General features: G+C 44.9%; 18 protein-coding genes. 12 read left to right on the top strand and 6 right to left on the bottom strand.

All coding sequences use genetic code 11. The features are described from left to right. Position 1 precedes the first annotated feature (1 nt). Positions 2 to 682: a succinate:quinone oxidoreductase gene (locus LFX17_RS10290; RefSeq protein ID WP_238730171.1), complete on the bottom strand. Its 681-nt coding sequence runs from the start codon at positions 680 to 682 to the stop codon at positions 2 to 4. 272 nt (positions 683 to 954) lie between these two features. Here LFX17_RS10290 and LFX17_RS10285 point away from each other — a divergent pair, with 272 nt between their 5' ends. From LFX17_RS10285 to LFX17_RS10260, 6 genes are all read left to right on the top strand, one after another. Beyond that, a complete protein-coding gene (locus tag LFX17_RS10285) occupies positions 955 to 2,490 on the top strand; it encodes an aldo/keto reductase (RefSeq protein ID WP_238746501.1) in 1,536 nt (511 codons plus the stop codon). Beyond that, a complete protein-coding gene (locus LFX17_RS10280; protein ID WP_238730169.1) occupies positions 2,480 to 2,944 on the top strand; it encodes a DUF309 domain-containing protein in 465 nt (154 codons plus the stop codon). The genes LFX17_RS10285 and LFX17_RS10280 overlap by 11 nt, the downstream gene beginning before the upstream one ends. A gap of 1 nt (position 2,945) precedes the next feature. After that, positions 2,946 to 3,827: an alpha/beta fold hydrolase gene (locus LFX17_RS10275; RefSeq protein WP_238730168.1), complete on the top strand. Its 882-nt coding sequence runs from the start codon at positions 2,946 to 2,948 to the stop codon at positions 3,825 to 3,827. Positions 3,828 to 4,113: 286 nt separating this feature from the next. Further along, complete coding sequence (locus tag LFX17_RS10270) at positions 4,114 to 4,959, top strand: LA_0442/LA_0875 N-terminal domain-containing protein (RefSeq protein WP_406600491.1); 846 nt, start codon at positions 4,114 to 4,116, stop codon at positions 4,957 to 4,959. Positions 4,960 to 4,969: 10 nt separating this feature from the next. Continuing rightward, a complete protein-coding gene (locus LFX17_RS10265; protein WP_238730167.1) occupies positions 4,970 to 6,280 on the top strand; it encodes an LIC11996 family lipoprotein in 1,311 nt (436 codons plus the stop codon). Between the two features lie 101 nt (positions 6,281 to 6,381). After that, positions 6,382 to 6,597, top strand: coding sequence for a hypothetical protein (locus tag LFX17_RS10260; protein WP_010574598.1), 216 nt, complete (start codon positions 6,382 to 6,384; stop codon positions 6,595 to 6,597). Between the two features lie 120 nt (positions 6,598 to 6,717). Here the strand turns inward: LFX17_RS10260 and LFX17_RS10255 are convergent, their stop codons facing one another. From LFX17_RS10255 to serA, 3 genes are all read right to left on the bottom strand, one after another. After that, positions 6,718 to 7,167 (bottom strand): PaaI family thioesterase, encoded by a 450-nt coding sequence (locus LFX17_RS10255; RefSeq protein WP_238730166.1) that lies wholly within the window; start codon positions 7,165 to 7,167, stop codon positions 6,718 to 6,720. Positions 7,168 to 7,431: 264 nt separating this feature from the next. Then, positions 7,432 to 7,737, bottom strand: a complete 306-nt coding sequence (locus LFX17_RS10250; RefSeq protein WP_118955787.1) for a PilZ domain-containing protein — start codon at positions 7,735 to 7,737, stop codon at positions 7,432 to 7,434. Positions 7,738 to 7,871: 134 nt separating this feature from the next. Then, positions 7,872 to 9,095, bottom strand: coding sequence for a phosphoglycerate dehydrogenase (serA, locus tag LFX17_RS10245; RefSeq protein WP_238730165.1), 1,224 nt, complete (start codon positions 9,093 to 9,095; stop codon positions 7,872 to 7,874). 147 nt (positions 9,096 to 9,242) lie between these two features. Here serA and LFX17_RS10240 point away from each other — a divergent pair, with 147 nt between their 5' ends. Continuing rightward, positions 9,243 to 9,779, top strand: coding sequence for a hypothetical protein (locus tag LFX17_RS10240; RefSeq protein WP_238746494.1), 537 nt, complete (start codon positions 9,243 to 9,245; stop codon positions 9,777 to 9,779). Between the two features lie 171 nt (positions 9,780 to 9,950). On the opposite strand, the gene LFX17_RS10235 is transcribed toward LFX17_RS10240, so the two are convergent. Next, on the bottom strand, positions 9,951 to 13,661 hold the full coding sequence (locus LFX17_RS10235; RefSeq protein WP_238746492.1) for a tetratricopeptide repeat protein: 3,711 nt from the start codon (positions 13,659 to 13,661) through the stop codon (positions 9,951 to 9,953). A gap of 155 nt (positions 13,662 to 13,816) precedes the next feature. Between LFX17_RS10235 and LFX17_RS10230 the strand changes: the two genes are divergently transcribed. The 5 genes from LFX17_RS10230 to LFX17_RS10210 all read left to right on the top strand — a co-directional run bounded on the left by LFX17_RS10230 (position 13,817) and on the right by LFX17_RS10210 (position 19,596). After that, on the top strand, positions 13,817 to 14,725 hold the full coding sequence (locus tag LFX17_RS10230; protein ID WP_118965611.1) for a carbohydrate-binding module 48: 909 nt from the start codon (positions 13,817 to 13,819) through the stop codon (positions 14,723 to 14,725). Positions 14,726 to 14,778: 53 nt separating this feature from the next. After that, positions 14,779 to 15,531 (top strand): hypothetical protein, encoded by a 753-nt coding sequence (locus tag LFX17_RS10225; protein ID WP_218740185.1) that lies wholly within the window; start codon positions 14,779 to 14,781, stop codon positions 15,529 to 15,531. Between the two features lie 469 nt (positions 15,532 to 16,000). Further along, on the top strand, positions 16,001 to 16,456 hold the full coding sequence (locus tag LFX17_RS10220) for a hypothetical protein (protein WP_238746490.1): 456 nt from the start codon (positions 16,001 to 16,003) through the stop codon (positions 16,454 to 16,456). Further along, entirely contained in the window at positions 16,449 to 17,879 is a 1,431-nt protein-coding gene (locus LFX17_RS10215; protein WP_238746488.1) for a hypothetical protein, read from the top strand. Before LFX17_RS10220 ends, LFX17_RS10215 begins: the two co-directional genes overlap by 8 nt. A 994-nt stretch (positions 17,880 to 18,873) precedes the next feature. Next, complete coding sequence (locus LFX17_RS10210) at positions 18,874 to 19,596, top strand: hypothetical protein (RefSeq protein WP_238746486.1); 723 nt, start codon at positions 18,874 to 18,876, stop codon at positions 19,594 to 19,596. A 648-nt stretch (positions 19,597 to 20,244) separates the two neighbouring features. On the opposite strand, the gene trxB is transcribed toward LFX17_RS10210, so the two are convergent. Then, positions 20,245 to 21,192, bottom strand: a complete 948-nt coding sequence (gene trxB / locus LFX17_RS10205; protein ID WP_238730157.1) for a thioredoxin-disulfide reductase — start codon at positions 21,190 to 21,192, stop codon at positions 20,245 to 20,247. Positions 21,193 to 21,218 lie beyond the last annotated feature (26 nt).

The raw sequence follows: 21,218 nt of genomic DNA, 5'->3' as shown, positions 1-21,218 counted from the left end.
ATTACGGGTGAACGTATCCCAGCAAAATAGAAAGCGGGATAGAAGTGTTTCCAATAAAGATGATTAAAGCGAAAAGGATCGCGCCCGCTTTGATCTTGCCGCTCAATTCGGGAGTGCTCAAACCCAAGGTTTGAAACACGCTCGCGACTCCGTGGCTGATATGGGAAGCGAGAAGCACCATCGCGAAGATGTAAGAACCCGCAACGATCGGATTTTGAAAGCCGAGAATTACCATCGTAAAAACGTCGTGTCTTCCTTTGGAATCGGTCATCGCGAAATGATCCGGATTGGTGACTCCGAGAGTGAAGTGGAGAAGGTGATACACGATGAAGGAAAAAATTAAAAGTCCCGTCAAAGCCATGGTTCTGGAAGCGAGAGAAGCTTGAACCGTGTACTGTTTTGCATACGCGATCGGGCGAGCTTGTTTGTTTTCGATTGAGAGTTTTATCGCGTAATAAACGTGTATGATAAAGCTAACGATCAGAATGATTCTGGCTACCCAGAGAAGGGGTTCGATGTCCCTAAGCGATTGGCCATATGCGTTGATTTTTTCTTGTCCTAGGAAGATCTGAAGATTTCCCAACATATGAACAACCACAAAGCCGAAATAAACGAGTCCGGTCGCTGCCACGAGAGTTTTTCTCCCGATGGAAGACCGGAGATATCCAGCCTTAAAATCCATTACATTTTCTCCTGTTTGTTTGGTGGAAAGAATTCATCGAAAAATTAAAATGATTCGAAAAGATGGGATTTGAAGCCCGCTTTCTTAAATTAGGGTAAAAAAGCGAGTTGGGACGAAAAGCATTTTTATTGGAAACTGAAAAAATTGATACCGGAATCGAAAGTTATTAAGATTCCTTCTCAATTAGAAACCAACTTGTGTCCCATTCACTTCCTTGAGAATTTTGTGCATCGCGTAACAAAGGAGTTTCGAGAGAATCGAAAGAAACGATCATGAACGCATCCGATCCATTCCAAACATTGTATCAAAAAGAAAAATTAAAAGGCGAGTCAAGCGCGCAAGCCACGAAAGAATTTGCGGAGCATTCTCCCCTTCGAAAAAAATATCCGGAAGATACGAAAACTTTAAATCCGTATTATACGTTTCGGGGACGAACACTTTCCCGAGTCGCGTTCGGATGTTATCGAGTCGGACTCGAATCTCCCGAACATGAATCCGCTTTGGAACTTTCGTTGGCTCGGGGATTCAACGTGATCGACACTTCCTCCAATTACGGAAACGGAGAAAGCGAAAGTTTAATCGGAAAGGTTCTCCATAAAAAAATAGGAAAGGGAGAATTGAAGCGCGAAGACGTTTTCCTCGTCACAAAGGCCGGTTATGTCCAAGGAAGAAATCTACAAATCGTAACCGAACTGGAAAAACAAAACAAAGAATTTCCGGAGATCACGTATTACTCCGAAGGATGTTATCACTGCATTCATCCGGATTTTTTAGAGGATCAACTAGAACGTTCTTTGAAACGTCTCGGACTGGAAACCGTGGACGTGTTCCTGCTTCACAATCCCGAATACTTTTTGATGGATCGGGAGAAGCATAACGTTCCGAAAGAAAAGGCGATCGAACAATATTACGAAAGAATTAAGAACGCTTTCCGATTCCTGGAACAAAAAAGAAAGGAAGGTAAAATTCTCTATTACGGAATTTCTTCCAATACGTTTCCGGAAGATCCGCAAAAATATACGGCGACTTCTTTGCAGCGAGTCCTACGGATCGCAAAGGAAGTACAAAACGAACTCTCTCTTGAAGAATCCGGTTTTGCCGTCGTTCAGTTCCCGGCCAATCTTTTGGAAATCGGTTTTCTCGAACCGCAATTCGAGGGCAAAAGCCTTGTGGAAATCATTCGGGAAAACGGACTTCTTCCCTTGATCAATCGCCCCTTGAACGCGATTTCGAACGCGGGAAGTATATTCAGACTTTCTTATGATCCGAAAAAAAGCGGAGAGGGTATTCTCGCTCTTTTAAAAGAAGAGTTGAACGGAATTTATGCGCAGGAAGCGACGATTCTTTCCCTTCTTCCCGCGGGTTCGTACAAATACACGTTTCGTTCTGTTACGGAGCCGTATTTGGATCAGTTTCAAAATCAGGATCATCTGAATCAATTTCTAGAGCGTACCGTGATTCCGATCGTGCAACAACTGATCTCTCAAGTGGAAACGATCGCAGGTCCGGAAAAACAAGGGGAATACATCGAGATCCTGAACAAGTCTCTTCCGATCCTGGAACAGTACGTGTTACAAAAGAACGCCGAGGATCGATCCTCCGTTTATGAGAAGATTCTAAAATACTATCCGCAGTATCGGGGTTGGAATCTTTCCGGAATCGCGTTGCATCTCCTGCATTCTTCTCTACGGGAAGGAACGGTGCTGCTCGGGATGAGAAAGAAAACGTATGTGGAGGACGCGGCTCTTTCGTTCGGGACCGCTCTTTCCGAGATTCGAATCGAGGATTGGAAACGTTTTGAAGTTTGATCCCGAAATCGTGGCTCTGTTCGAACATATCACTTCGACAAACGATCCCGAACTCACGATCGACTTCGCTTATCAAAATGCGGAACGATTGTTTCACGAAGGAAAGTATTTCGAGGCGCACGAGGTTTTGGAATTCCAATGGAAAAAGGATTTCGGACCTCGAAAGACTTTTTTGCAGGCGTTGATCCAGCTTTCCGTTTCGTTGCACAAGATTTATGTGAAACCCAACGGACGAGGCTCCCGTATGCAGGCGGAAAAGTCGAAGGAAAAATTGGAATCCGTCTTAAATTCCTCCGCGTTAAACGGACTTGGAAAAAAGGTAACGTTAGATTTGATTTCCGATCTGGAATCGATTTTGGGTCTGTACGACGGGGACGAACTTCACGCAGAAAGAGTTTCTGCTTTCAGGATTCCTCGGCTTCCGAAAGACTGGCGGGAATTATTCAGAGGCTGATATGGGTGAAATCGAAAGCGGCTTTTTTCAATCCGGCGGATACAATCTTTCCTATAAAATCCACAAGAACGAAAAGAACAACGCGATCCTTTTGTTTCACGGATTTCAGGACGCGTCCGATACCTTTCTCTACCAGTTCTCGTTCTTATCGCAACATTTCGATATATATCGATTTGATTATAGAGGTCACGGAGATTCCGATTGGCTCCGCGAAGGGAATTATCATTTCATTCAAACCCTCGTAGACGTGAAGACGTTCATCTCCCGATTTCTTCCCGAAAAATTCCACATTTTAGGTCATTCGATGGGAGGGGGAATCGGAGCGCGATTTGCGGGAATCTATCCGGAACGGGTTTTGAGCGTCGTTTGTCTGGAAGGGTTTATGTCGATTCAATCTCCCGAGTTCGAAAAAAAACGTCTAAAAGCCTGGCTCGACACGTTGGAAAACAACGAGGTCGGAACCAAGGAACGAAAGAATAAGAGTTTTTCGAGCGTGGATGAATTGACTCTTCGTTTAAAGCCTGTGTATCCCCGTTTGAGTTTGGAAAAGGTTCGCGATCTTGCGGTCTATCTTTCCAAAAAAACGGATTCAGGATATCAATGGAAAAACGATCCTTTGTACAAACGCGGGTTTCCCTTCGTATTTTCCCCGTATCTGACGAGACATCTCTGGGAATGTATCGATTCCCCGACCCTGATCATCTACGGAAAGGAAACTCATTTGATGCCGGAAAACCGCGAGGAGATTCTTTCGCATTTTAGACATCTTGAATATATCGAGATTGAAAACGCGGGTCACAATATGCATCACGACCAACCGGAAAAACTCGAATCGTTGTTAAGCGAATTCTATTCGAAACACGGCTTGATTGTGAAATCTTAAGGCCGCAATCAAGCGATCAGGTCGAGCGTAACCCGCAAACGAAATAAACGGAACCGCATAAAAATTCCCGAAAATCCGACTCAATTAGCCTGAATTTTACGCAAGATGTCCGAGCGGGAGTAGTTTTTTTCTTGGGGTTTTTTCGTTTACGAATTTATTACGAAATCCAAAACCAAAAAGTTATTGATAACATGGTTCCGTCTACGTTAAGATCTTTTGGAAAAGAATTTCCAACGAGTTCTGTTTAGGACAGGGATTCTTTTTTAAAATTCCCGCGGAGTTTTTTTTGAAGCGCTTCACAACTTCTTCTTTTCGATCCATTCTTATTTTCTCTTTGTTTTTTTCGATGCCCCTATGGAGTGCGCAGACGATTCTTCTGAAAGACGGAACCTCTCTCAAAGGAGAAGTCACCGGTCAAAACGAAAAGGCAATCACCGTACGAACCGCAGACGGAGGGGTTCGGACGATTTCAAAGCGGAGCATTCTGAAAGTTATCTACAAAGAAGTAAACGAAGACGAGGCGAAACGAATCCGCCAAGAAGAAGAAACGAAAATTCGAGAAGCCAAATCTGCCGAAGAGAAAAAACGAATCGAGGAAGAAGCGGTCGTCATCAATCCGCCGGTGAAAACTTCAGGAACGAGAAGCCGTTGGAGTCTTGTTTGGAGATCCGCGGTTCTTCCTGGTTGGGGTCATTACAAGGCGGAGCGGAAAAAAACGGCGATCGTTTACGGCGCCTTATTTTGGACAGGAGCGGTTGCGACGGGACTTGCCGCAAAACAAATAGAAAGTAAAAAGGCGGCCTACGACGAGGCGTCTTTGTACGGACAGGCTTCCGGAAATTTATTGTTCGGAGAAGCCTACGTAGGCGATAAACGGGCCGCTTACAAAAAATCCATCCAAGACTATCAAAGCGTGGCGGCCGGGACCGCGCTGATTTATTTGATTCAGCTCACTCATGCTTATTTTACGGGTGTGGAATGGGAAAAGGAGGAAATCGCAGTAACTCCGGATGGCCTAATTCGAACAAAGGGGTTACAATTGGATTCGATGAGGGAAGTGAATCCGTTGAACGCTGGCTCCGGCAACGCTTTCGGTTGGAGAGCGGAAGCTCGGTACAACTGGTTTTTTTAAGGGGAATCGTATGAAAAAATATTATTCTATTCTAATGCTTTCTCTTCTTCTGAACTGTTATAAATTCGAAGAGAGTCAATTCGATCCTACGGGAGCTCTTAGTATTCTGCGGACTTTTTTTTCAGGTGCGACCGGTTACACGAACTTTATGATCAATCAGTATTCGGCGTTTCGGCCTGCGGGATTGGACGTCTACGTTTCGTATGTGCGTAGAAATTTCGGCTTGGATGATTCCAGAAACAGGATCGATCTGATCATCGCGAGTCAGAACGGAACGCTTATGATTCCGACGAACGTGCCTATGATCGGAGGACAAATTACCAGCATGGTAGGTTACGGATATACGGCAGGGAACACCGCGAACAAATACGCGATCCTGTTCGAGGTTCTGGAGACAACGGGCGTTTATAATTATTATTACTGGGTCGGTCTGAGTCTTCCGAGTGCGGGAACCAGAATGACCTTTACGCAGTTTACGCCCCCGGTTGCGGGCGCTCCGATTGTCGGGTTTGGACCGTTCAACGTCGGTGCGGTGGAAAAGCTCGTCTTTTGTCAAAAGTTGGGAAGTACGACCACCTGCTACAATACGAATAGCGATTTTACCAACCTGCAGACGATCGCAGGACCGGTTCCCACTTCCTGCACGAACGTTTACAACAACGGTTCCGTGGGTTGGTGCGCGGATTCGATCAGCGGTAATTCGTATCAGTTCTATTCCACCAACGGGGGTGTTGCGGCGTTCGGCGGACCGACTCCGATCACTCTAGTATCCAACTATAAAACCGGCGCTTATACGAATTCCGGTCCGAGCAGTTTCTTTCTTTCTCCGATCGGAACTCAATCGCATTATCTCGAACACGGCGCTGGTACTTTAAGAATTACTTCCACGTTTGGGGATTTGACTTCTATGGGGGGATTGACTTCTCCGGGAAACTCGTATCAACAAGTGATCGCGTTGTCCGCGCTATCCAGTACCGATTCCATCTACCCGGTTCGAGGTTTTGTAAACGGATCGTTTTCGTATCTCACGTTTATCGCCAACGCAGGTGGAAATTCAACGCCCTACGCATTTAAGAGTAACGATTTAGGTGCCACTTGGACGCAACTCAATCAGACATCTTTAACGTTGCCGACGCCGGGTTATCCGTTTGACCCAGTTCCGAGTCAGACGGCCGCCCTTGGGTTTTACGCGACTACCACCGGAGGAGACAAGCTGCATAACTTTGTGAACATCGAAGGGGACGGTTTGAAACATTACGTTTCCACGAATGACGGGGCGACTTGGACCTTGCAGGAAACGATAACTTTAACGTCGGAATAAAAACGCTCACATAAAAAAATTTTGTCTCATTCGTAAAAAAAAGCTTGTACTTTCCTCCGTACTCCTAGATCATCCTTTCAACAATTTTTAAGGATATTTCCATGCAAGAACAGGGTGCAAAGTTTAAGAGTCAGTTAGAAAGATATATCAACTACCGCGGGATCGATATCGTCCTGCACCTTAAAGACGGTTCTCGTGTGGAATTGGATCGCAATCGTAAAATGGTCGGGGAACAAATCGTGTATTTCCCTTCCAAGAATTTGAGCAGCGCCGTGGAACTCGCAAGCATCAGCCGCGCCGAATTCTTTGTCGCTTAACAAACTCGAATCGAATCCGTCCGAATCGACGATTCCGACGGATTCAAAAATTCTAAATTAGAAAAATGGAAGAAGGACGCGAAGAATTTTCGTGTCCGAAAGAATCGGGGAAACGACGAATCAATTTTCGAATTTAACGACCCAGACGGAATGAAGTTCCGCTACGGTTTCGTTTCGTTCGTTGAGGGATTTGGATAGCAGTTTTACCACGGAGCCTTTGTGTTCGGTGATTTCGGTAACGATCTTTATCTTTTCGGATTTTACTCCTTTTAGATATTTGATCTCCGCGCTTGCGGTCGCCATAAACTTGAACGTTCGACCCGACGCTTTGATCCAGGCGGCAACCGCAGCTCCCGCCGAACTATCCATCGCCGAAAACAAAACTCCTCCGTGCACGGAACCGACCGGATTGAAAAAGGATTCGTCCGTTTCGATCTCGTATTCGCTTTTACCGGGACTGGCCGAAAGAGCTTTATAACCGACCTTTTGCGAGAATCGGTCCCGTGATCCGAAATACGTTGCAAATTCGGGAGAATCCGATTCCGGTAATTCTAAAAAGAATGCGTTCATATATCGTTAAATTGCGAAGGGGGCGATTTCTGTCAATGCGGAGCGGTTAAGGCGAAGCTTTTTCGGGAATGAACGATGAAGTTTCAATCCCGAACGAGAAAGTTTGATTCTAAACAAATGCGGTTCTTTTATGGTTGGGGGCTTTCAAAAGTCGATCTTTTTTTGAAAGCGGTATTTGGTCCGACAAAGCACAACATCGTTCTGAAATTCGAAATTCGTATGAGTTCCTACATTTCATGAAAGCTGTACTCGGAAATTCTCCCTTTAAGAAAGATCGCGGATTAAATCTTCGATTTCTTGAACCTTGTTAAAATCCCGTTCCGTATAATTCAAATACAGATCGTATTCCGAACCGGAGATTTTCTCGCAGCGAATCACTTTGACCGGGATTTGAATTCCGCCGGAAAGACTGATCGTTCCGAGTTTTAGTTCCAGAACCGTTCCCGGTTCGACCGGAGAATCGGTTCTGTGCAGCAGACCTTTCAGAATGTTATCAGCCAATCGCAGGCTCTGATCGGCTAATTCGTTCAGGTAGACGGTGATTGTGTTTGGAATTCTGTTATAGTGCATGGCACAATAATACGAATTCCGGCTCGATTCAATCAAGCAAAATTCAAAAAATTCTTTCTCAATGGAATGTTTTTTATATTACATTTCCATTATATTTGCTTTTCGGCAAATTGCTTTGCACAAAGGCAGAATGTTCAGTAAAGAATCCGAGTTTTGATCGAAAAAGGATGTTTTTCAATTTTTTCCTTGAGTTCGTCTCCGACGGACTTGTCGATCACCATGGATAAATATCCGATTTCCGCGCTCGTTCCCAAGTGTTGAGAGCTGATATTCGCTCCGATTTCGGAAACCATGGAGTTGATGTCCTTCAAAAAGCCGGGTTGATTTTTGTGTACGTTGAGAATTCTATACTGTCCCGTAGGTAACGGAGTGATTTCCAAGTTCGGAAAGTTTACGGAGAATGTCGTAGATCCGTTGTTTACGAACTTGAGAAGTTTGCTCGCAACCTCGGAACCGATGTTTCTCTGCGCTTCTTCCGTGCTTCCTCCGATATGCGGCGTTAGAATCACGTTAGGCAGGTTTTGCATCGGGGTTAAGAACGGGTCGTTGTTCGACTCGGGTTCTTCCGGGAACACGTCGATTCCCGCGCCCGCGATATGACCGGCTTTGATAGCGGCGGCTAACGCTTCCAGATCGACCACCTTCCCACGGGAAAGATTGATCATATACGCGCCCTTTTTCGTGATCTCGATTTCCTGCTTACCGTAAAGATTCATGGTCTGCGGAGTTTCAGGCACGTGAAACGAAATAAAGTCGGAGTTTCTCAAGAGCGCCTCGTAACTATCCGCGGGAGTTGCGTTGCCGAGAGGAAGAACGGTTTGCACATCGTAGTAGATGACTTTCATTCCCATCGCTTCGGCGAGTACGGAAACCTGACTTCCGATATGGCCGTAGCCGACGATTCCCAAAGTTTTACCGCGGACCTCGAAACAGTTTTTCGAAATTTTGTTCCAAATCCCGGAGTGCGTGTTTCGAATATGATCGGGAACTCTTCTGGCGAGCATGATGACTTCGGAGATGACGAGTTCCGCAACGGAACGCGTATTGGAGTATGGCGCGTTAAAAACCGGAATTCCTTTTTTTTCGGCTCCGGCGAGATCCACTTGATTGGTTCCGATGCAGAAACAGCCGATCGTTAAAAGACGTTTCGCCTTTTCCAGAACCGGAGGGGTTACGTTTGTTTTGCTTCGAATTCCCAAAACGTGGATATTTTCGATTTCATTCAAAAGCTCTTTTTCCGAAAAAGCGGCGGGAAGAAGACGGACGTTGAAACCGTCTTTCTTAAATAGTTCGTGTGCGTCCTGATGGACGTTCTCAAGAAGGAGGACGTTGATCTTATCTTTTGGAAATGAAATCATAGGTAGTACCTAACCAGGGTTTCAAGTGTGCTCTTCCCTGAAAATTGAATTTTTCCCGCGGCGCAGCCGCGTGGTTGAAGAACGGAATTTTCTTTCAAATCTCCGGCAGGCCGGAAAAACTGGGGGAAAAATCACGGGAGATCCTTTTTGAAAATTCCAGTTTCCGCACTCATTCTTTCTTTCGCCGTAGTTTTGGGAATCACCTGTTCGAGCGAATCCATCCGTCAGACCCCCGAACCGGCCTTGGAACAGGTTCTCTTTCATTCCGATCCTTTCTGTCCCGGATTTCACGTTTTCTGCTCCCAAGGCGACACGAAGTCGTTGACGTTTCGGGGAGTTTATAAGAATCCGAACGGCGAAAAGACGGTTTATCTGGATTATTTCTTGAGTTCGTTCGAGGTGAGTTTTCCGATCGGGGTTTCCCTGAAACTCGACGGAACCTGGTTTAACTTGAGAAAGGTGGGAACCGACTATTCCGATTCCATGAGAATTTCTTCCTTGGTTCCTGCGGACGTCGCGGAGAGGATTCTCGTCGCAAAAGAAATCACGTTCAGCTTTTCGTCCCGGGAAAAAACCACGAACCAGCTTTTGAGCAAGGGAGAAATCGCAAGGTTCCAATCGCTTTTGAAGTCGCTGCGGGAGAGGCTGGACACACAAGGAAAATTGAATATTCTGAATCTCTGATTTAGGGCTTTTCAGTAAAACTTGGTCCCACCCAATGTGTCGCTTCCTAAGGGGCGCTCCACAGGGTGGGGGCGGTGGTGAAAAATTTTTCATATCAAAGAATCATACTTCTTGCAAGTAGAAAGTATGATTTTTGTCGGAACATTTGAAAAATTCGTTGCTGATCCTTTTCTATTCCCGTGCTAACTTCTTTACGCTGTCGAGCGTAGGGGAAAGCCAGTCTTCGAGAAGCGGGTCTTGTCCGATCGCTTCTTTTTTAAACATTAAGTCCTTGTTCGACATCGCGATTTCGGAAACCTCGTTGATCTTTCTCGCAGTTTCGATCGCCTTCCAGTAATGTTTCAACGCTTCGGCGGTGTTTCCCTGTTTTTCATAAACCGCGCCGATGTTGTTGTAAGCGGCGACTAAGGTCTGGTAGACTTCCTGGTGATACGGATCATCCGGTTTCGGAAGTCCCATATTCAACAATTTTTCTTCCATGTCGTCCTGAACCTTGAGATAATTCCCGAGGCTCGCTTTGTATTGACCCGTATAATAGAACGCGTTCGCTTTTCCCATCAAAAGAGTGGAATGATTGTATTCGTCCTCGTCTTCGAAACCGGACCATTCGTTGAGCGAAGCGGCAAAATCCCCGCTCATATAATCCACCCAACCTTTGAAGTAACGAAGTTCTCTTTGAATTCCGGCGGGAAGAGGAGTTCTCCATCTGCGTATGAGAGTGAATTCGTTTTCGTCGGTTTGAACCGCTTCCGCTTTGGAAAAACCGTCCAAAGAATTTTTAAGTTCCATGGATCTCGTTTTTGCGATCGCGTCCATCGCAGCTCTTGCGCGGAACGGATAGATTTTGCGGCCCGGAAATTCGGTGATCTTATCTTTTTCGTGGATTCCCGCCGCGGATAAGTATTGGATTCTCGCCTTGTCGAAATAAATACGGCCGACGTTTCCTTGGATCAATGTTTCGTCTTCTTCTCTTGCGCCGTAACTTTGTTTGTAATTCTCGAATCGTTTGAGGGATTCGTTTAACAATTTGTCGGCTTCGCCGAAGTTCGCGAGACGGATCGCGTTTTCGGCGAGTTCCGTAGATGCCAGATAATGCGCCGGATCGAGTGTTGCGGCCTTTTCGAAAAATCTTCTAGCTTGAATCGACTCCTTGATCGAAGCGAAGTATCTTCCTCTTTGATAATAACCTTCCGCGTAATCTGCGCCGTCGATTTCCACGCCTGTCACCGGATCTTCTTCCGTTTTATGATAGATCAGATCCAAAATTTCGAGGGCGTTGTCGTTGACTTCCATTCCGGAAACCTGATCCATCGGATTGATATTATAACGGATTCGTAATTCTTTCTTGTTTAGATCGGTGTAGAAGGAAGCGAGTTTGGAAAGAACGTGCAGAGAAAGTTTCTTTTCTATATCCAGATTGTTTTTGATCTGTCTATGATGATTGATAACGAACTGGGGATTTCCGTCCTCTTTCCACATTTCGATATAAGTGGAAAGAAGTCCGCCTTGGCCGACGGGACTGGAAGGATCGATTTCCACGATCTTGTTGTAAAAGGACGCGGCCTTACCGAATTCTCTCCGGTTGTAATAGATCTTTGCGATTCCTGCGGTGGATTCCTCGTCATACGGTTCGTTTCCGTCCGTATACACCTGTTTGAAAAAGTTGATCGCGAGTTGATCGTTCTTATACTTTCCGCCTCCGAGAGAAGATTCGGTGAAAGAAGGCATAATGGAAGAATGGAATCTTCCCAAATTTTTATACGTAGGATTGTCGTGCGTTTGTTTTTCCAGACGCATCACGATGTAGGCTCCGGCCTTCATGATCTTTCTTTGAATTCCGTCTTGAGCGACGAGAACCATGCGGTTTTCGTTTGCGATTTTCCCGGCGATCGGAAGTTTTCCGTTATCCCAAACCTGACCTTTGGCAAGGGTGATGATGGGGACTTTCTCGCGTTTGTCCCAAGCATTCGAAGAAGGTTCTTCGCCGCCCGCGCCGAAATCGGGGCTGACCTTACCGAATAATTTTTCAAAGGCGCGGTCGTATTCTTCGACCCGCGTATATTCCACGCCGTAGAGGTTCAAATACTTGAGGTGGTTCGGGAGAATGTTTTCTCCTCTCGCAAAGGATTCTTCCGCTTCAAAGAATTTCTTTTTGCGGGACTCGCTGTTTTTCGGATACGCTCCGGCTTCGCGGATCAAGGTCAGACCTTGTTCGTAATACTGAGCCGCCTGATTCGGGATGATGAAGTTTCTGTAAAATAACGTTCCGCCGACCACGAGAAAAATACCGGCGGCGATCCCGATGATCGTTCTGCGGATCGCCTTTCTTTGTCTTTGTAATCCTTCTTTTGTGTAGAGAGGATCGGTGGAGATGATAGGAACCCCGTCTTTGGAGAAACCGCTCATTCTCTGAGAAACGGAAATCGTTTCTCCCAAAACTCCCGAAAGGAAATCCGCGATTTCCTCCGGAGAACTTTCTATTTTAATAAGTTCTAATAGACCTTTTTGATCTCTCGGCGTAAGTCGATCTTGAACGATCGCGTCGATGACCGCGCGGCGCAGAGTAGGCGGATAACGGAGAATTTCCTTTTGAATGATCGCGAGTTCTTCGTCTTTGAGGCCCTTGTCGATGTCTTGTTTTTCATCGCTGGCAAGACCTTGTAAGTCCGCTTCGAGACCGAAGGAACTTCCCGAATCGAAATCTCCGCCGCCTACGTCGCTGTCCAAGTCGGGACTAAAGGATTCAAAGGAAGAATCTCCTCCGGCCGGAATGTCGGATAACGTGTCTTCTTCGGTGGAAGGAACGAAGTCCGCGAACGGATCTTCCGAAACCGTAGCGGAAGAAGCGAGATCCGAAAACGGATCTTGTCCCGCAGGAGCGCCCATATCGCCGAAGTCGGCAAACGGGTCCGATTCTCCCGGAGAAGGACCGGAGTCCGCAGGTGAACTGAAAAAATCATCATCTCCGCCGCCGGATGGAGTCGGTGCAGAGGACATGAAGTCGTCGAAAGAATCTCCGCCACCGGACGGTTCCGAGCCGGAAAGTCCGAAGTCGTCCTCACCGCCGCCTTGCGTTTCAAGGCCGCCCATTCCTGCGAACGGATCGGAATCCCCGCCGCTCGGTTCCGGTGTGGAAGTAAAGGAGTCCATATCTCCGAACGGGTCCGCGTCGGAGGCGGAAGGAGTTGAACCGAAGTCGTCGTCCATCGGAGTCGAACCGAAATCGGAACCGCCGAACGGATCGGATTCTCCCGAAGTCGTATCTCCCATTCCTGCGAACGGATCATCGGAGGAAGGAGTTCCTCCGGTCATTTCATCTAAGCCCGCAAACGGATCGCCCGCGTCCGCAGAAGGAGAAGGGCTTTCGTCTCCGAAAGAAAAATCATCGGAAGGAGTGGAACTTGGTTCTTCGGAAAGTCCGAAATCACCGAACGCGTCGGAATCCTCTGAAGCGGTAGGAGCGGGTTCCGCGTCCATTCCGAAGTCGCCAAATGGATCGCCGGCATCTGCGGACGGAGCAGGAGATTCTTCTTCAAATGAAAAATCATCGGCGGGAGCCGGTGTTTTCGGTTCCGCTAAGAGTTCGTCTAAATCGATATCATCGTCTTCGAATACTTTTGTGGGAGGCTTTTGCGGTCTTTGCGGTTCTTCAAAATCCTCGTCCGATTCTTCTTCGTCTCCGGCGGTCGGAGTCGTATCTTCGGTTTCTTCTTCCTCGTCTGAAGAAGGCATTTGCGATCCGTATCCCATCTTCTGACGGAAAACGGAAAGCATCGGATTGAGTTCTTCCGAAATATCCGGGTTTTTGGAAAGAGGCTCTAGAATAGAACGGACTTGTTCTAATTCCGCTTCGCTCAATGGGGTAGAATTCGCCTCTGCCATGATATCCTGATAAATTATATCGGAATGCTTCTCGATTCTCCAAGGAAAAAACTCATCCCGAATCCTCTCAAAAACGCCCCGAATCGAAAAAAAATTTTATGTCCTATAACACGGCCGGTTCGGTTTCTTTGGAAGTGATTTTCCGGATTTGCCTTATGCTTTTTCGAAAACTGATCGAACTTTTATTCAGAATGAAATCGATCCCTACGACAAAAGTTTTACTCGCACTTCTATTGACCATCACCGTTGCCATCGGAGCCGACGACGCAGGAAATTGGATCGGTTCCTTTTCGTCCGAAGACTACGAGGATTTCTTGGAGCCGGTGGAAAAGGAAAAGATCTACTACTATTGGCAAATGGAGAAGTTGAAACGGGCCGTGGCTCCGAGATACATCCGTTACATCGATTCTTCCTTATCCTTGGAAACGGGAAAACTTCTCAATCGTGGAATTCTGTTTACTTTCGAAGGAATCGAAAACGAAGACGTTTCCGTCTGCGGAAATTTTTCGCTTTGGAGATGTATTCCGCTGAAGAAGAACGATCACGGAGTTTTTTACACGGTTTACAATCCGGAAAGCAGGGACACGATTCGCGAAGAATTGAAAATTTTAGAATACAAGTTCCGAGTCGACGGTCTGTTTACGCACGACCCGTCTAACTCGGATTCGGTGGAAGACGGGGACGGTTCCTTGGTTTCCCGACTCGTTGCGATTCCATCCGGCCCGGACAAACACGTGACCACGAGGATCTTGGAAGATTCTCCCTTTGAAGAATTGGAATATAGAACCGTAGAGTTTCGAATTTATGCGCCGGACGCGGAGATGATTACGCTGGTAGGGGACTTCAATCACTGGGACCCCGAAGAGGACGTTCTTAAAAAAGAAAAGGACGTGTTCACTCTCATCAAGAAGATGAAACCGGGAACCTATCTCTACAACTTCGTTCGAGACGGAAAGATCATCTTGGACACGTTCAATCAAAACACCAGACTTCGGGAAGATACGGGAGAAATCTCTTCGTATCTTACGGTTCCCGAACGTTCGTACGCTTTGGAAGCGAAATAAGAGAATCTTTTTTTCATTGACCGGGGCTTTTCCCGGGCTTTTTTCTACACATCATGGAAAAAGTCCGCTTGGGAGTGTATGCGTTCGGGATCATCGTAGTCGGGATTCTCGTATTCACTCTCTCTAAAAGCTGGTTCATATTGGATCGCGGGGTCGAGTTGGTCGAACCCGGTTCCTCGAAAGAAGAACCTTTGACGCCCGCGGATCGAAGCGGAGATCTGCTCAATCACTCCGTCGTTCTTTGGGAACGTTTCCTTTTTTATCCGTTCGAACTTTCCAGAGAAACCGTGGCCGGTCCGAGAAAGACTTTGAACCACGCGAGAAATCTCACCGTAATCGATCTTGAATCGGGGAATCCCCGCAAACTCTTCAACCGCAACGTCTATATCTGGGATTACTTCACCGGAACGGATAAGGAAAAAGAGGCCGGGATCGGCGAAACGACGGAAGAATCCGAAACCGATTCGGTTCTCGCATACGGAATTTCCACAGGCAAAAATTTGATTCTGATCGGTATGACCGAGGATACGAACAAGGACGGATTTTTAAATCAAAGAGACCGCAAACAGGTTTTCGTTTATAATCCGATCTCGGCCAGTTTGGTCGGGGTTCTTCCGAGAAAGTATTCCTTGGAAAAAATTCTTCCTTCCTCCGGCAAAGAACGATTGGTGATGATCGTTTCCCTCGAAGAGGAAAAAGAGGAACCGAAAAAGAAAAAATCGTCGGCGACTCCGAAGCTCCCGGAAATTACATTCTATATTTATGATATTCGAAACGGAAGAGGGATGTTGGTCGATCGGCCTTGAGGCGAGAAACGTTTTTCGTAATTCCCTAATAAAACATCAATTCACGTTTTAAAGTTTCGAATTTCCTCTCTTATTGGCTTTTCATTCCTGTTTTTATGCCTTTAATCAATTTTGCGTATATTTGGTGCATATTTTGTGCGCACGTTACTGGATTCGTCAATGATATCGATAAACGTTATGTATGATTGGGATAAAGGCCGCATAACAGCTTATTATTTAAATTTTGACTTAAAATTATTTATATTTTTAAAAATATGGAAATATAAATTTAATTGAATTAAACTATGGTCTTGAATGTTGTGGATTTGTGTTTAAATGCATAAAATATACGATATTTTTATTTACGTTAGTCTTCTTGAGTTATTGTGATTTGTCTACTCCAACAGGGAAACTATTGCTTCCATTAGTTGCTAATTCGCAAACAAGGTATCCGGCGATCGTCATATCGCAGGATTTTATTCCCTCTCCATTGCTAACAACGGAAGTTCAAGCGATCGGCGCGGTTATGAATTCTCAAATACGAAAGGGACAAAATTTACAAGAAAGTAAATTGATCCAATTGGAAGGGCTTCGGGATCTGAATCAGTTGTTTCAAAATCCAAATTCTTCGGACAATCTTGCGTTTGTCGGTGATATTCCGGGATACGCTCCCGGTATGACCTTGCTCGAATATTCCGACCAAGTAATTCAGAGTATGCTCGTTGATGCGGAAAGTTTTCCCATCGAAGTTTTAAAGGAATTTAGGATTGAGATTACGGTTTGGATCTATTCATTGCAAATGCTCTTAAAAGTTTGTTCTCCTGTCGATGCGGACGAATGTAAAATTCTTTCTTCTCTTTCAGACAAATATTTATATATGCGAGAAGAGGTAATTAAAACGACGCAAAAAAAGATGAAAGCGGAATTAGGAATTTCTAATGAATAAAAGAGCAGTTGTATTAATTTTCATTTTTTTTCAGACTTCGTTTTTGCAAGCGAGTGCGGTAAGTGAATGGTATGGAAATCTAAATAGCGCGATCAGCGGCATTCCTACGAATGCGCAGTTATTGGAAGAATTTACGACAAGTTTTTTGGCTAGGAATGCAGTTCGGGAAGCTTTCGCTGATCGTATAAAGGGTAGATGTCAAATTAAGAACTTCACCACGGAGGAACCCAGAGGTCCGATTTCTCAAAGTGAGGTTCTCGCAAATAATCAAAAGCATATTCTCTTTTGGGGCGATTCGATGACCGATTGGGTGGACCGTATTCCCACGAAATTTAGTTTTCCTGGAGTCGGGCCTTCTCAATTTGATATTCCTGTCGATCCTAAAATGTATTATGGAAATAATTGGGATCTAATTGACAAGCGAGCATTAGGCGGTTCAAGCTCGGAAGATCTTCGTTATCAATTTGATTTGAAAGGTGGAAGTGATCCTTCCAAATTTTATCCGAACCCGATGCCCGGTTATAATACTCATATCAATTTGGAAAACCGTCGGGCGGTGATTCTTTACGGCGGTAATGATATTTTACGATATGAGGTAATCTTAAAAGCTGTTCCCTGGTTGAGTATCTTTCGACAAAATGCAGTGATTAACAATTTGAACCGCTTGGTTACTTATCACCAAGCGCAAGGAGCCCAAGTGTTGATTGTTAGTCATACGCCTCGTCCCGCTCTTCCTCAGTTTAATTTCTTCGGTGATCTTGGTGTCCTCGGAAATTTTTACAATCAAATGTTCCAATTTGCCCTGAATGCTTTGGCGACTGCAATTACTACTGCTGGGCCGGTTTATAACGACGTAAGGGAATGCATTGCAGCAGGAAACTGTACGGCCACCCAAACCACCAAAGAATTAGCGGCGGCTTCCATTTATTCGGGTTCAAAGGAAAGAGAAGTCGAAAATTTTCTTGCGAAAGCATTGAACTATTCGGGAAGTAAAAGAACCGATACGAGCTGGCTTTCACAACAATTAGGTTATCTTACTTTATATACAAAGAATCTAGTCGTAATGCAAAGGAATATCGAATATCTCGACGAATGGTTTGCGTTTTCCGATCCAGGTGCGTTAGCTGCAGGTCGTTGGTGGGAAGGGAACCCGAATTTGTATGGAGGTGATTCGATCCATTTCTCGCATCCGTTTGGCCATACATTACACGCTTCCAATGTAAGTAATAAGATCAGTGAATTGGGCTGGTGGACAAATCCGACTCCGCAGCAAGGAGATCGATGTAATTTTACGAATACTGCCACGTTCCCCACATCACAACCCGCTGGTTGGACCCCCGAACCGCAACCGCTTCCGGAAGCAAACGAGGATGCCATGTTATTGATTATACTATGTTTTTATTTTGGGATCTGTACATTCTAATGAGAAAAAAAATATTACTGATTGCTGTTATTCTTTTTCTTTGTTTCTGCAATAAGGACGGGGAATGGGAAGATCCAACTAAACCTAAAAAAGGTACATCTGGGGAACAGTGCACTTTGCTCTACATTTATTGTGAAAGTCAAAAGCAGTCGTGCTTTACAGATAGCGGGGGAGATTGCGGCTATAAATATTATATGTGCATTTCCAATTTAGTTGTCGGGTGTGTAAAAGATCAAAAATGAGGCAGTAAGAAAAAGGAGAGGCTGCGGCGTTTTTCGGTTGCTGCTGTTGATTTTTTACTCGATGCAATCTTTTTTTGCTCTTCGTTTGGTTGAATGTAGAGTTTAATTTCTGAAAATTCAAAAGTTAATTTTATGAAAAGAAAAATTCTGATAATTGCAATTTTTTTGTCCTTGGTGTCCTTTTGCGACGAGCAAGGTCAAATCGTAAGTCCATTCAGCAATTATGATAAGACAAGCGCACTTGAATGCGTTAGCGCGTATTTATATTGTGACGAACAGAAACGTATCTGTTCTCAAAACAGCGAAGGTATGGAGTCAGCAAATTGCGGAAGTCAATACCATATTTGTGTGACAAATTTTGTGATGCGTTGTTTGGATGATATGAATCCAGACGATAAAAATTCGCCAATCATCTAATGGAAGAACCGAAGCTCCAAACCTTAGGTTTAACAAATTATGATCTATAAGTGCTTTATCTCGATGATCTTGATTTTTTTATTTGTTGCATGTGGCAAAGAAAAAGAGAAAGAAACTCCGCGAAATACATCGCCTGACGAAGGTTCGAAACATAAAATAGAGTCATGTCCGCACGAACTGATGCAAGTTCGAATCCTACCGCATCCACCGAACTTTTTGAAAATGAAAGATGTCCAGTATTGTTTTTATAAAAGAGAAAAGAACAAATATTCATTTTACCGTACATTATTTCCAGGTGAAAAACCGCTTACGATTGTCGATAAGGATTCGATTGTATGGTAAATAAATTCAGGTTTTTCATATTTTTGACTATAGCACTTTGTTCAAATCTTGAAGCTGATTCTGTTTGGAAAAAAGGATTCATAATAACCAAATCAGGGCACGCGCTATTCGGGGATTATCAAGAGTTGGAATCTGGTTATTTTTTAAGACAGGGAAAGATTGGGAATCTTTTGCCGAAAGAATCGATTCAATCCGTTGTAGACGAAAAGTATAGGGAGAAAATACTCAAAAGTAGTCCTTTGAAGGCTTCTTTTGAAAGTTTGATCTATCTTAGAAGCGGTTCGGAATATCGTTCTATTGAGGAAGAGAATATAAGAAAGAGAAATTATCTCGCGTTCGGCTTGAAGTTTCTAACTTTAGGATCCGCTCTTTATTTTTTAAATGAGACCGTTATAAATCAACGTAGGACGGCAGATTCAATTCAATTCGTTAATTATGAGGAAAGGACGGCTGAATTTTTACGTTCAAGAGAAAATTTCTATTTCTCGGCAACCCTCTTTTTGTTCGTTTCATTGTATTATTTTGTTGAGGCTTACAGGTATTACGATACGGACGCTGTGGGCGAGAAAACCGGCGCATATAAGGCAAAAGAAATACCGCTGGAGGAATATCTCAGAATAATATCTTCCAATCAATCTCACTTATTTCAGAGTCCGTCGCCTTTCGCGAGTAGTTACGGTTTTTATTATGAAAAAAGTTTTGCACATAACTTTTAAAATAGCGTTTTCGATTCTCTTTTGGGGCTGTTTATATGTGCCGAGACCGGACGAAGCTAAATTCGCATTTTATTTTTCCACTTTGTATCTATCTCAATCGGGATGTAGCTTCTATCTACAAAATATTCAAAATCCGAATCTTTTCTACAGAGGATGTGTAAATTATCTATTTAGCGAATGTTCATTACCAAAAATAAATGAATCGAATTCTCGCAGATTTGAAACGCTTAGGAATGGTTTACTTAAAATTGCATCTGAGGTTAATAATTGCATAATCGAAGTCTATGGGGAAATTCAAACTTTAGATTCGATGCCAAAAAATGCGGATCCATATATGTATAAGGCAAATCGGATTTTGAAAATTGAACAAACGGATTTCGAGGCGAATTGTAACTCATTTGCGGATCGGGAAAAACTATTGCAAGCGTACGAACTTCCCAATATGTATGATCCCTCAATTTATTTGGCAATTCAAACAACGGATAATCAGTGCAGGCAATCCATTCCGCTTACTCAGTCAGAAAGGGATTTCGTTTTAGCTGTGATAACAAATAAAAAATTATATTATATAGAGTATTGATCAAAAATCCAATTCGACAAAAAAAGGGACCGCGCGGTCCCCTTATCCATTAGAATTCTCTAAAATTCTTATTCTTCTCTGGATTCGAGCCAGCGCTCCGCTTCGAGCGCGGCCATACAGCCGGAGCCCGCGGCGGTGATCGCTTGACGATACACTTTGTCCTGAACGTCTCCGGCGGCAAACACGCCTTCTACGCTTGTTTGGGTCGTGCCCGGAACTGTTTTGATATAACCGGTTTCGTCCAGATCCAAAATTCCCTCAAAGATATCCGTGTTCGGTTTGTGACCGATCGCATAAAAGAGACCGCCCACGGCGAGTTCTTTCTTTTGACCGTTGACCGTGTCTTGCAGGGTGAGTGCGGTCAGATTTTTACCGTCGCCTTTTGCCTCCTGAACTTGGGAGTTCCAGATGATTTCGATTTTAGGATGAGTGGTCGCACGCTTCTGCATGATCTTGGATGCACGTAACGAATCTCTTCTATGGACGAGATACACTTTCGACGCGAACTTTGTAAGGTGAGACGCTTCTTCCACGGCCGAATCGCCGCCGCCGACGACGGCGAGTTCTTTGTTACGGTAAATGGGGAGTGCGCCGTCGCAGACGGCGCATGCGGAAATGCCCCGTTGCCAGTAAGTGTCTTCACCGCTTACGTGCATTCGTTTCGCGGTTGCGCCGGTCGCAATGATAACGGCTTCGGCTTCGATGAGTTCGTCGTCGGACCAAAGTTTAAACGGACGGGAAGAAAAATCGACCTTGGTGATGGTCTGCGTATGAATCGTAGTTCCGTATTTGATCGATTGTTCGCGGAAAAGCTGGGTCAACTGTGTTCCGTCGATTCCTGCTGGAAAACCGGGAAAGTTTTCTACCTCGGTGGTGGTGGTAAGTTGGCCGCCCGCGGCGATTCCACCGGCCATAAAGCCTTCGTACAGAACAGGGTTCAAATTTGCACGCGCAGCATAAATCGCCGCGGTATGTCCGGCGGGTCCGGAACCGATAATGACTATTTTGTGGGCCATTGTATCCTCGAATTAGAATGATTCTA

The organism is Leptospira sanjuanensis, from assembly GCF_022267375.1.
Taxonomy (GTDB): domain Bacteria; phylum Spirochaetota; class Leptospiria; order Leptospirales; family Leptospiraceae; genus Leptospira; species Leptospira sanjuanensis.
The sequence above is the reverse complement of the archived record's forward strand: the minus strand, read 5'-3'. Positions and strand labels throughout refer to the sequence as shown.